Consider the following 11,757-nt stretch of genomic DNA (forward strand, 5'->3'; position numbering starts at 1 on the left):
TTATGGTATTAGAAATGAATTATTTATAAGTGCCTATTTCTTTATTAATATCACCGGTTCCTGGGCGATCTGGTTTTGTTCCATGACTGCTGCCCTGAACGATGGCCAGTCTGAGGCATCATATACCCGTTTTTTCAGGGTCACTCGTTCATGGAATTCAATGGTCCGGCCCGACTGTTTTATTCCGATTTCGTATGATGCCCCTGATCCATCAGACTGTTGTATGGATGGAGCATAAAGTACTGTAAAACCGGCAGGCAAAATGATGGTTTCTTTCAACTCTACAAGCCTTGAGCACCTGTCCCTGAAGGGATATTTCCTGTTTTCCGGACCAGTACTGAAATTCAGGTGCGACATGCCTCTTTTGAATGGATGCAAAGCTACAATAGGAGTAAAAATGAGTTCTTTATTTGTTATAAAAGCATATTCGGGGATCTTGAAAGTGACTTTGATCTGAATGGGATTGGAAATGTAATCATAAGGATTCCCAAAATCTATAGCCGAAATCTGAGCCAGAGGTGCTACGGCCAGCAGATCGTTTTCAACCAGTTTTTTCCATTCCGACGGAGATGACCGTGTAAATAATCCACGTATAGCCGCATCCGATTGCCCTTCGGCAGTCACTGTCAGTGTCCCTTTTAACGTTCCATTTGTCAGTATTTCGGAAGAGCATGTCATCCTGAAATAGTGATTCTCGGGAGGAGATAGTGGCGTCACAGCAAGGTCGGCCCCTTCAGGCAATCCCATAAGATAATTCTGTTGTTGTTCAGCGCTTGACCATAATTCACGGATGAAAGGAACCCATGTCGGATCCAGTAATTTGTATTTATTATCCGCCAGTTTGAGAATAGTAACGCAATGATTGAACTGGTCAGCAGGGATATAATCAATGCGCGATCCGGCCATAGTCATAGCCGGATAGGATTCAAAACCTGCAGCACGCAGCATGGTGATGAGCATGCCGGCTTTATCCTTGCATACACCGCAACGGTCAGTGAAATCCATACTTCCTTTATGTAGCGTATATCCTTCGCCTTTACCCATCGAAATGCCTGAATACCTGATCTCATCAGCTACCCAGTGGGTTAAAATGGAAATGGAATCCATCTCGTCTTTCGCATTGACCAGCAGTTTGTCAATTTTAGCCTTTATTTCAGGCGTGGATTCAAAACTGCCATATTCTTCATTGACATTATAAAACCATAAAGATTTTGCCTTCCAGTCAGGACTTGTTGAAAGAAGTAACTTGGTAGCAACATCCGACCAGGCAAGCATACCCTGTTCATAGTCAAGAGGCCTGATGTCTCTTTTTGTAAAAGAATAAATAGTCCTGTCGCCTGAAAATACCTGGGAAGACTGCACTTCACCATTATATACTTCATATTGCAAAGGTTTATCCTTTGGAATATCGACCTGGTATGACTTTAAAAGAACCGGACTGGCACTCCAGAATTCGACAATATCATAAAAATGTCCACGCATGGGAGGAATATATCTTTCATCATCTTCTTCCCCTGCAAGCAAAGCATATGTAAATCCCTTTTTAAAGAGATAGACTTCAACTGCATCTCCTGGTTCAAGCCTTCCAATACCAATCATCTTTTCTCTTGCCCCCCAATAGATGGCTCTGGCAGGTGCCGGATAATCAACCGTCTTGCTTAGGTCAACCTCTTCAATTAAACCAGATGCCCTGTAAATTACCACCTTTTTAATCTCAGCGAAAGCTGAAAGCGGATCATAATCGTACTTGATGACACTCAATTCTTTTGCGCCCTTGGCAGTCAGAATTTTATATAACCTATGCGTATTGATATAGCTCAACCCTGTTTCCATCACTCTTACATGTATACTGTCGAAAAGAATCAGTAGCTTATCATGGGGATAATCCTCCGGCCCCCCGGAATTTTTTATCAAATCCTGAACAGGACCGGCTGATAGCCGTATCCATCCCATCAAAAAGAGGGAAATAATGACAGTCATCCTTTTCATAGTGAACAATTTATTCAAATGTCGTTACTCATTTACTGATCTCTTTTCAAAGACTCTTTTTTAAGTTCTGAAAATTGCCGGGAGGTCAAACCTTGTGGAATATATCCCGCATTCCTGGAATAAAAGAACTGCCTGGCAGCCTTAGCTGCAATATCAATCCTGTCGAAAGCCTCGTTTAAACTGACACCAATCGACAGGCAGCCATGTTTCTCCCAAAGAATAACCGGATGTTTCTTTATTTTTTTTACCGTTTCCTGAGCAATTTTATCTGTGCCTGGCTTCATATATGAAATATAGCCAATACCCTCCGGAAGAAAAAGCGACATTTCAGGATGCATACTCCAGAGCAATTCGTTTATTTTTTTCTCAGTCTTGTATTCTTTAATATGAGAAAGGGCGACAAGTTCATGAATATGACCGTGGAGAATAGACTTTTCCGTAAAACTATTATTAGCCAGGAAATTATGTATTGCCAGATGGGTCATCAGTTCTGAGGTAGGTTTTACATCGGTAAGCAGTTCCCTGAAATAACCTGCCTGACAGGCATCACCTGCTGCATTAATCTTAATCAGGCCGACACAGGATAATGGGTCTTTTGCCAGATCCCTCATCCGCGCACCGGCAAAAGTTACCAGTATGAAATGATTTGCTAATCCTGGGAATGATATATTCAAAAATGGCCGGCTCGCAAAAATTTCTTTGATCTCAGAGGTTGAGCCTGTTGCCATCAACTTCTCCGTCACATCAATTGACATATTCCCTGCAGTCGCCTCAGCCCATCCTTTCTCCCACATATATCCGGCCACTTCCTTCATCTGGTCCAGATGATTCTTTAAACTGCTGATAATGATCGCTGCAACTTTCATATTCCGTATGCTTCAAATCTTCGATTTCGGCGATTTTAATCGAATATTATCACTTGAAATCCCGACGAAGATATTAAATTTTCAGTAATATTGTGGGGATGACATATCTTTGAATAATGAATCATTTACCATCAAAGATTTGTTTTGTCATTTATAAAATAACAACGAATATTGATTATGCTATTCTGCAATAACTCAAAGAAAATCATCTGCGCCTTTCAAAATGCCGGTGCTGTTAATAAAGAACACGCCGTGACACTTGACCATCTTAAACTGAGCCAAACTGCACATGTCGATAAAATGATCAAACGACAGATCATTATTCCTTGTGAAACGGATAAATTTTATCTCAATACGGCGGTCTTAGATATTTACAAAAGCACCCGGAACCATTTCATCAGGATTATTGTCATTATTCTGATTCTTTTTCTTTTAGCTGTGATATTGGGCATCCTGACCCGTTAGTGAGCCCTTTTCGATCGGAAGAACTCAGTCATCAGCCCTGCGCATTCTGTTTGAAGAACACCATGACTGATAAGTGTTTTTGGATGTAAAAGGTTTTGCCTGATCAATAAAAACCCTTTTTTTTCATCATCGGCACCGTAAACAATCCTCTCTATCTGTGTCCAGGATGCTGCTGCCGCGCACATAGCACATGGCTCAATCGTGACATAGAGAACACAATCAGTCAGATATTTTGCACCAAGGTAATTTGAAGCTGCACCGAAGGCCTGCATTTCGGCATGAGCCGTCACATCGTTTAATCGCTCTGTCATATTATGAGCCCGGGCAATAATGACATTATTGCTCACAATGATTGCTCCGACCGGAACCTCATCTTCATCGAAAGCTTTCCTCGCCTCTTTCAGGGCTTCATTCATGAAATATTCATCCGAAAAAAGTGTGTAAGTCATTTGTAAAAGTTGTGGTATAATCTATCTTAAAATTTGAAATAATCCCAATTGTTGTAAATTTGCAAAAAATTTTACAATATTTGTTCGTATCCTGAAAATTAAAGGAATACCTGATGAGAGGGAAAGACCGACTGCCGGGAATCTGGTTCATTCATAGCATATTTATTACTCTTCTGTTTCTCATATCATCATACAATACTTCAGTTTCCGGAACAACTGAACAAGTCATTGCATCTCCCGGGCCATCAAAGATTAACGAAGAGGCAACAAAACAGGAAAAAGGCAATACCGGAGAGATGATCATTGAACATATCCTTGACGCACATGAATGGCATATTATGGCATTTAAAGATAGACAGATATCTATTCCGCTCCCGGTGATTCTGGTGCATGAGGGGAAAATATATGCGTTCATGTCGAGCAGGTTTCATCATGGGCATGCCTCATATAAAGGATTCAAACTGGAGACGGAAGGGAAAAACAAAGGGAAAATTGTTTGCGTAAAAGAGAACGGCATGGAAACCGATTCTGGGAGATCCTTACCTCTGGATTTTTCAATTTCAAAAAACGTGGTCTCCCTGTTTATCAGTATCGTGGCGCTTTGCATCATTTTTATTTCGGTAGCAGGATCGTATAAAAAACGTCAGGGTAAAGCACCACGGGGCTTTCAATCCCTTATTGAACCGGTTATCCTGTTTGTCCGTGAACTGGCTATTTCATCCATAGGAGAAAAGAAGTACGAAAAATATCTGCCCTATCTGCTGACACTATTCTTCTTCATTTTCTTCAACAATGTATTGGGTATTATCCCATTTTTCCCGGGTGGAGCCAATCTGACGGGGAATATTGCAGTGACCATGGTGATGGCCCTTTTTACATTTTTTATTACATCTTTCAGTGGAAATAAAAATTATTGGCTGCATATCATTAATACGCCCGGTGTGCCCTGGTGGCTTAAGGTACCCATTCCCCTAATGCCGGTTGTTGAATTAATGAGCTTATTTACCAAACCATTTATCCTGATGGTTCGACTCTTTGCCAATATCACTGCCGGTCATATCATTATTTTGGGATTCATCAGCCTGATATTTATTTTCGGTAATATGCACCTGGCTTTGGGTTATACGGTATCTATCGTATCCGTTTTATTTGCTGTTTTCATGGGATTACTCGAACTGCTGGTGGCATTTATCCAGGCTTATGTTTTTACACTTTTGTCGGCACTTTATTTTGGAATGGCTACCGAAGAACATCAGTAATTTGAATCATATAGAAAGTCAGAAATATTAACATAGACAGTTCATCAACTAATAACTAATCAATACTTTATATTTATGGCACTATTAACAGTTTTACTTCAGGCAGCAGCCGACCTGGCGCCATTGGCAAAAATGGGAGCAGGTATCGGAGCAGGCATCGCAGCAATAGGTGCTGGTATCGGTATCGGTCAGATTGGCCGGGGCGCCCTGGAATCCATTGCTCGTCAACCGGAAGCCGTGGGCGATATCCGGTCCAACATGATTGTCGCAGCCGCCTTGATTGAAGGGGTTGCTTTCTTTGCAATTGTGGTATGCCTTCTGGTGGTCTTCTTTTAACAGAAGATAAATTTTTGCCTCCATCCCGACCCTCTCCTTATAGGGAGGGTCGGGATGAGGTTATTCACTAATTCTAACAATCACACTATGGAACTTGTCACACCCGGCATAGGTCTTATTTTCTGGATGACCTTGTCATTTTCTATCCTCCTTTTTATTCTGACAAAGTATGCCTGGAGACCTGTCATGAAAGCCATTAAAGCCAGGGAACAACGTATTGATGAGGCAATCCATGAAGCTGACAAAACACGTGAGGAAATGAAACAACTGAAGTCGCGGCATGAGGAATTGATTAAACAGGCAAAAGAGGAAAGGGATCACATCCTGAGAGATGCCCGTATTCTTAAAGAAACAATCATCGAAGAGGCCAGGCAAAAAGCCCATGAAGAAGCCAGCCGGATTGTCGAAAATGCAAAGGAAAGTATTCATTATGAAAAAATGGCTGCCATAACCGATCTGAAAAATCAATTGGCACAGTTATCTATCCAAATTGCAGAAAGATTGATCAGGGAAGAACTTACTAAACCAGGGAAACAAAAGGAATTACTGGATAAGCTTATGGATGAAGTTAAGTTCAACTGATTTATCTGATGATCAACCGCCCCTGATATGAAAGAGTCTATCATAGCACACCGATATGCCAAAGCACTGTTCGATTTTGCTGTTGAAACAGATGTCCTTGAAAAAATCAAATCAGATATGGACTCCCTTGTGGACGTGTGTAAATCGAACCGTGACTTTGTCCTTCTCCTGAAAAGCCCTATTGTGAAATTTCATAAAAAGATTGCTATTATAAACCAGATTTTCGGCAAACAGTTTCATCAGGCATCCCTGAATTATTTACAAATTATTATCCGAAAGAGAAGAGAGGCATTTCTCAGGGAAATTGCTGAACATTTTGTGGATTTATATAAGGATTTTAAAAAGATCAAGAAAGTGCGGCTGGTGACACCTGTGGCTATCGATGATCAGATGAGAAAAAAAATCTTACAGGTATTATCGAAATATACCTTCTCACAAATTGAGCTTAACGAAGAGGTGGATGCCGGACTTATCGGTGGATTTGTCCTTGAACTCGATGGAAAACAATATGATGCCAGTATCATAACCGGCATCAAGAAACTACAAAGGGAATTTGAAAGTAATATTTATATTAAAGGATTCTGATAAATAAAATTATAAATTCCGAATAAAATGGCTCAAATTAAACCCGCAGAAGTCTCTGCGATTTTACGTCAACAACTTGCCGGTTTCAAGGATGCCGCAGAACTTGAAGAAGTTGGTACCGTTCTTGAAGTTGGTGATGGCATAGCCCGAATATATGGCTTGAGCAATGCGCAGTCAGGCGAACTGGTCGAATTTGATAAAAATGGCCTCAAGGGCATTGTACTGAATCTGGAAGAAGATAATGTGGGCATCGTCTTACTGGGCGAATCACAGGATATTAACGAAGGGGATACAGTTAAACGTACACGTAGAATTGCTTCCATTAAGGCCGGTGAATGTCTGCTGGGACGGGTGATCAACACATTGGGAGAACCGATTGATGGAAAGGGCGAGATGGTGGGCACACGCTATGAAGTGCCACTTGAACGTAAAGCTCCGGGTGTCATTTTCCGTCAACCTGTTAATGAACCCTTGCAAACAGGTATAAAACCTATTGATGCCATGATCCCTATCGGACGGGGGCAACGTGAATTGATTATCGGCGACCGCTCGACCGGGAAAACTGCCATTGCCATTGATACCATTATCAACCAGCGCGAAAATTATGAAAAAGGGAAACCGGTATATTGCATTTATGTTGCTGTTGGCCAAAAAGGGTCGTCAGTGGCCAATATTGTGAAAACCTTTGAAGAAAAAGGTGCCATGCCATATACGGTTGTGATCATGGCTACAGCTTCCGACCCTGCTGCCATGCAGTTTTATGCTCCTTTTGCCGGTGCTGCAATTGGTGAATATTTCAGGGACACAGGTAGACCGGCACTTGTCATTTATGATGATCTTTCAAAACAGGCTGTCGCCTACAGGGAAGTGTCTTTATTGCTTCGTCGTCCACCAGGACGTGAGGCCTATCCGGGCGATGTCTTTTATCTGCATTCCAGATTGCTTGAAAGAGCAGCAAGAATTATTTCATCCGACGAAATTGCACGAAAAATGAATGACCTGCCTGAAAGTATACGTCCTCTTGTCAAAGGCGGTGGTTCGCTGACAGCCCTCCCCATCATTGAAACACAAGCCGGCGACGTGTCTGCTTATATTCCTACGAATGTGATCTCTATCACCGACGGACAGATATTCCTTGAAACAAACCTGTTCAACTCCGGGATAAGACCTGCAATTAATGTCGGCATATCCGTCTCAAGAGTCGGAGGAAACGCTCAGATCAAGTCTATGAAGAAAGTCGCCGGCACCCTCAAACTTGACCAAGCTCAATACCGTGAACTTGAAGCTTTTGCTAAATTTGGCTCCGACCTGGATGTTGCCACAAAGGCTGTATTGGATAAAGGATCGCGGAATGTGGAAATCCTTAAACAGGATCAGTATGTCCCGATGCCGGTTGATGAACAAATTGCCATCATTTTCTGCGGCACAAGGGGCCTCCTTCAAAAAATACCGGTCCATAGAATTAAGAACTTTGAAATAGAATATTTACATGAAATGAAACTTCATCATAGAAATGTACTTAATAACCTTAAAGAGGGTAAATTAATTGATGAGGATGTGAAGATTATGGAATCGAAAGCTAAAGATCTCATACCAAAGTTCACTTCATCTGTCTGATGTCCTTATTAAATATTACAGGAGGGAGAAATACAGGATTTAAAATTTATTAAATGGCCAATCTTAAGGAAGTTCGAAATAGGATAGCTTCAGTCAAATCGACGCAGCAAATTACCAGCGCCATGAAAATGGTCGCCGCATCCAAGCTTAGAAAAGCTCAGAATGCTATTTTGCAGCTCCGGCCATATGCTTCAAAACTGCAGGAGATCCTGCAAAATGTTGCTTCCAGCCTCGAAAATACCGGTGATAGCCTGTATTCCAATAAAAGGCAAATAGAACATGTCTTGCTGATTCCGGTTACCTCCAACAGAGGCCTTTGCGGAGCATTCAACTCCAACGTTATCAAGGCTACCAATGAACATATCCATAAAAATTATCAATCTTACCTTCAGAAGGGGCAGCTTTACATAATCACCATCGGGAAATATGCCACTGACTTTTACAGGAAAAATAAATACCCGGTCGTTGAAAGTTTTGATCCTGTCTTTGATGACCTTTCTTTTGAAAATGTATCAAAAATTACCCGTTTGCTGATGAACGACTATACAGCTGGTAAATATGACCGGATCGACATTATTTACAATCAATTCAAAAACGCTTCTGTTCAAAAACTGGTTATTGAACAATTCCTTCCTGTAGAAACCATCGGACATCAAAAAGATGGAGGTAATATTCCGGTTAATGATTATATCTTTGAACCTTCAAGGGAACAGACAGTTACGGAAATAATTCCCAAATCACTTAAAATTCAATTCTATAAGGCCATTCTGGATTCATTTGCCTCAGAACAGGGAGCCAGGATGACAGCCATGCATCAGGCTACCGACAACGCCACCGAAATACTTAAGGAGTTGCGTCTTTCATACAATAAAGCCCGGCAGGCCGCAATTACCAAGGAACTTCTTGAGATTATCACCGGCGCTGAGGCACTTAAAGGATAAGTCGCTTCGAATGAATTAAACTTTTATGTATTTTAGATGTTTATCTATAAACGAACATTAAAACAAACAGCTATGATTTCAAAAAAAGTTGAAAAAGCCCTTATTGAGCAGATAAAGATTGAGGAAGACTCCTCACGAATTTACATGTCAATGGCTTCCTGGTGCGAATCAAATGGTTATCCGGGAGCAGCTCATTTTCTTTATATCCACTCTGATGAGGAGCGGATGCATATGACCAAACTCATTCATTTTGTCAATGACCGTGGTGGGCATGCCCTATTAAGTGATTTGGCTCATCCGGTCAGTAAATACGACTCGCCGCTCGATGTATTTCAGAAAAGCCTTAAACACGAAGAATTTGTGACGGCACAGATAAATAAACTATTTGAGCTCGCCACTGAGGAAAGAGATTATACAACAGGCCAGTTCCTGCAATGGTATATTACCGAACAGATTGAGGAGGAAAAACTCGTACATACTGTCCTTGATAAAATGAATCTTGCCGGAGCGGAAAAAAGTGGCATTTTCCTGATTGATAAAGAACTGGAGGCTTTGGTTGCAGCTAAAACGGCAACCTCAAACCAGGCCTGAAAAATCCGGTTACCACTTCCATTTGAAAAGAGTACTCTCTAAAGGGTACTCTTTTTTTATGTGCGCCCGGCATGGGCGATAGCTATAGGGTGCAAGACCCGAACACACTTGGCAGTGGGAAGTGTTAGCTTAAGGCAAGGGTGTCCTTCGTGAGGAGGAATCTGAAGGAAGCCGGCGGCAAAGTTCCGGCCTGATGAACAAGAATTGCATAGAAAGGCTTATGAGGGGCGGACGAGCTTGCATGACAAAGCGAAGTCCAATACTGCCCGAACCCCTTGGAGTAAATGCAGCAGGTATATGGGATGAGAGTTATCGTTCTTACCCGGGGAGACCTGGTCAGTACGTTGGCGAAGTTTATCAGAACCGACAACCTATGCAGGGATGTATAGCTGAATGACCAGGAGTCAGCAGAAGCCATAGTATCCCTCAGGTGCGGGAGAAGGGCAGAACGTAAAGATGTCTTTAAACACTGAATGACTTGTGAGCAAAGTAAGGAAAGCAGCCAATGCCGATAACCATCGGCACTACCCACCGGAAGAAGGAGTGGAACTCCGAGGTAAGGTGGGAGAGCGGAGCATTGCCCCAGCGTCAACAGAAGGCGAAGACGGGAATAAAGTAAACACCGGTAGATTGCTTGAAAAAGTTCTGGGCAGGGACAACCTGAACCAAGCGTACAAGCGGGTAAAGAAGAACGGCGGCAGCCATGGGATAGATGGTATGCAAGTGGATGAACTTCTACCATACCTTAAAGAACATGGAGAAAGCCTCAAGCAATCCATACTGGAAGGGAAGTACCGACCGCAACCGGTACGCAGGGTAGAAATACCCAAGCCGGATGGTGGAATAAGGCTGTTGGGTATCCCAACAGTAGTAGACCGGATGATACAACAGGGGATAGCCCAGGTATTATCTTCGATTTTTGAGAAAGAATTTTCCGATTACAGTTACGGTTTCCGACCCGGGCGCAATGCACATCAGGCCATAGAACAGGCACAAAAGTACATTACCGAAGGGAATAGGGTAGTAGTAGATTTGGATTTGGAAAAGTTCTTCGACAGGGTTAACCATGATAAGCTGATGTATCTGCTTGCCAAAAGGATAAAGGATAAGCGGGTATTGAAACTCATCCGGGCATACCTCGAAGCGGGAGTAATGCTGGGCGGGCTGGTAAGTCCTACCGAAGAGGGAACACCCCAAGGTGGGCCATTAAGTCCCCTGCTGTCCAATGTGATGCTTCATGAGTTGGACAAGGAACTGGAAAGGCGCGGCCACCGGTTCTGTCGCTATGCTGATGACTGTAATATATACGTTAAAAGCAAGAAGGCAGGCAACCGGGTGATGGACAGCGTAAGCCAGTTTATTGAAAAGCGACTGAAACTGAAAGTCAACCGGGAGAAAAGCGCTGTGGACTACCCGACAAGAAGGAAGTTCTTAGGTTTTAGCTTTTACTATCGAAGGGGGATGGCACGAATGAGAGTACATGCCAAACCACTCAGCAGGATGAAAGCCAAACTAAAAGAGCTAACTGGAAGGAGCAAGGGTATCAGTATGGGAGCCAGGATAGATAAACTCAACCAGATGATACGAGGATGGGTCAACTATTACAGGCTAGCCGACATGGGTACACATTGCCAAATGACAGATGAATGGTTGCGGCGCAGGCTACGCATGTGCTATTGGAAGCAATGGAAGAAAATCGGTACAAGAAAAGAGAATCTTGTCCGATTAGGCATCCCTGTTTCCAAGGCATGGGAGTTTGCAAATACGAGGAAAGGCTACTGGCACACAGCCAATAGCCCTATTCTATCTCGTTCGCTAACCAACGAACACTTTCGCAAACTTGGTCTTTCCGGTCTTTCCGAGATTTACTATAATTCTTTATCTTTACGAACCGCCGTATGCCGAACGGCACGTACGGTGGTGTGAGAGGACAGTGAGGGAATTAATCCCTCACTTCCTACTCGATTATCATTTCTAAAAATTTTGAAATTTTTTCAAAATTATTCTCATTGATTATTAACACTTTACGAAAAATTTTTCATTTTATTGAAAAATTTTTCATTTTCTGCCCCGACCT

The 11,757-nt window shown here is 42.4% G+C and carries 13 protein-coding genes; 10 read left to right on the forward strand and 3 right to left on the reverse strand.

Going from position 1 to position 11,757, the window contains the following annotated elements:
- Window positions 1-33: 33 nt before the first annotated feature.
- The gene (locus tag NT175_11930) at window positions 34-1,989 is read right to left on the reverse strand and encodes a DUF3857 and transglutaminase domain-containing protein (protein ID MCX6235402.1); all 1,956 of its coding nucleotides are present in this window, start codon (window positions 1,987-1,989) and stop codon (window positions 34-36) included.
- A gap of 32 nt (window positions 1,990-2,021) precedes the next feature.
- On the reverse strand, window positions 2,022-2,855 hold the full coding sequence (gene rhaD / locus NT175_11935; GenBank protein ID MCX6235403.1) for a rhamnulose-1-phosphate aldolase: 834 nt from the start codon (window positions 2,853-2,855) through the stop codon (window positions 2,022-2,024).
- 177 nt (window positions 2,856-3,032) lie between these two features.
- Here rhaD and NT175_11940 point away from each other — a divergent pair, with 177 nt between their 5' ends.
- Window positions 3,033-3,320, forward strand: a complete 288-nt coding sequence (locus tag NT175_11940; GenBank protein MCX6235404.1) for a hypothetical protein — start codon at window positions 3,033-3,035, stop codon at window positions 3,318-3,320.
- On the opposite strand, the gene NT175_11945 is transcribed toward NT175_11940, so the two are convergent.
- On the reverse strand, window positions 3,317-3,769 hold the full coding sequence (locus NT175_11945) for a nucleoside deaminase (protein ID MCX6235405.1): 453 nt from the start codon (window positions 3,767-3,769) through the stop codon (window positions 3,317-3,319). The two genes, NT175_11940 and NT175_11945, sit on opposite strands and share 4 nt — an antisense overlap.
- 113 nt (window positions 3,770-3,882) lie before the next feature.
- Here NT175_11945 and atpB point away from each other — a divergent pair, with 113 nt between their 5' ends.
- From atpB to ltrA, 9 genes are all read left to right on the forward strand, one after another.
- The gene (atpB, locus tag NT175_11950) at window positions 3,883-5,028 is read left to right on the forward strand and encodes a F0F1 ATP synthase subunit A (GenBank protein ID MCX6235406.1); all 1,146 of its coding nucleotides are present in this window, start codon (window positions 3,883-3,885) and stop codon (window positions 5,026-5,028) included.
- A gap of 75 nt (window positions 5,029-5,103) precedes the next feature.
- The gene (gene atpE, locus NT175_11955; GenBank protein ID MCX6235407.1) at window positions 5,104-5,364 is read left to right on the forward strand and encodes an ATP synthase F0 subunit C; all 261 of its coding nucleotides are present in this window, start codon (window positions 5,104-5,106) and stop codon (window positions 5,362-5,364) included.
- A gap of 54 nt (window positions 5,365-5,418) precedes the next feature.
- Complete coding sequence (gene atpF, locus NT175_11960) at window positions 5,419-5,946, forward strand: F0F1 ATP synthase subunit B (protein ID MCX6235408.1); 528 nt, start codon at window positions 5,419-5,421, stop codon at window positions 5,944-5,946.
- 27 nt (window positions 5,947-5,973) lie between these two features.
- Window positions 5,974-6,531 (forward strand): ATP synthase F1 subunit delta, encoded by a 558-nt coding sequence (gene atpH, locus NT175_11965; GenBank protein MCX6235409.1) that lies wholly within the window; start codon window positions 5,974-5,976, stop codon window positions 6,529-6,531.
- A 27-nt stretch (window positions 6,532-6,558) separates the two neighbouring features.
- A complete protein-coding gene (atpA, locus tag NT175_11970; GenBank protein ID MCX6235410.1) occupies window positions 6,559-8,148 on the forward strand; it encodes a F0F1 ATP synthase subunit alpha in 1,590 nt (529 codons plus the stop codon).
- 53 nt (window positions 8,149-8,201) lie between these two features.
- The gene (gene atpG / locus NT175_11975; protein ID MCX6235411.1) at window positions 8,202-9,089 is read left to right on the forward strand and encodes an ATP synthase F1 subunit gamma; all 888 of its coding nucleotides are present in this window, start codon (window positions 8,202-8,204) and stop codon (window positions 9,087-9,089) included.
- A 72-nt stretch (window positions 9,090-9,161) separates the two neighbouring features.
- Window positions 9,162-9,680, forward strand: a complete 519-nt coding sequence (locus NT175_11980; protein ID MCX6235412.1) for a ferritin — start codon at window positions 9,162-9,164, stop codon at window positions 9,678-9,680.
- Window positions 9,681-9,921: 241 nt separating this feature from the next.
- Window positions 9,922-10,077, forward strand: a complete 156-nt coding sequence (locus NT175_11985) for a hypothetical protein (protein ID MCX6235413.1) — start codon at window positions 9,922-9,924, stop codon at window positions 10,075-10,077.
- Between the two features lie 83 nt (window positions 10,078-10,160).
- Entirely contained in the window at window positions 10,161-11,606 is a 1,446-nt protein-coding gene (ltrA, locus tag NT175_11990) for a group II intron reverse transcriptase/maturase (protein ID MCX6235414.1), read from the forward strand.
- Window positions 11,607-11,757: the final 151 nt, after the last annotated feature.

This window comes from Bacteroidota bacterium (genome assembly GCA_026391695.1).
GTDB lineage: Bacteria > Bacteroidota > Bacteroidia > Bacteroidales > JAGONC01 > JAPLDP01.

Coding starts and splice junctions, on each gene's coding strand:
- NT175_11930 (MCX6235402.1), bottom strand. CDS start 1,989: ATGAAAAGGATGACTGTCATTATTTCCCTCTTTTTGATGGGATGGATA.
- rhaD (MCX6235403.1), bottom strand. CDS start 2,855: ATGAAAGTTGCAGCGATCATTATCAGCAGTTTAAAGAATCATCTGGAC.
- NT175_11940 (MCX6235404.1), top strand. CDS start 3,033: ATGCTATTCTGCAATAACTCAAAGAAAATCATCTGCGCCTTTCAAAAT.
- NT175_11945 (MCX6235405.1), bottom strand. CDS start 3,769: ATGACTTACACACTTTTTTCGGATGAATATTTCATGAATGAAGCCCTG.
- atpB (MCX6235406.1), top strand. CDS start 3,883: ATGAGAGGGAAAGACCGACTGCCGGGAATCTGGTTCATTCATAGCATA.
- atpE (MCX6235407.1), top strand. CDS start 5,104: ATGGCACTATTAACAGTTTTACTTCAGGCAGCAGCCGACCTGGCGCCA.
- atpF (MCX6235408.1), top strand. CDS start 5,419: ATGAGGTTATTCACTAATTCTAACAATCACACTATGGAACTTGTCACA.
- atpH (MCX6235409.1), top strand. CDS start 5,974: ATGAAAGAGTCTATCATAGCACACCGATATGCCAAAGCACTGTTCGAT.
- atpA (MCX6235410.1), top strand. CDS start 6,559: ATGGCTCAAATTAAACCCGCAGAAGTCTCTGCGATTTTACGTCAACAA.
- atpG (MCX6235411.1), top strand. CDS start 8,202: ATGGCCAATCTTAAGGAAGTTCGAAATAGGATAGCTTCAGTCAAATCG.
- NT175_11980 (MCX6235412.1), top strand. CDS start 9,162: ATGATTTCAAAAAAAGTTGAAAAAGCCCTTATTGAGCAGATAAAGATT.
- NT175_11985 (MCX6235413.1), top strand. CDS start 9,922: ATGACAAAGCGAAGTCCAATACTGCCCGAACCCCTTGGAGTAAATGCA.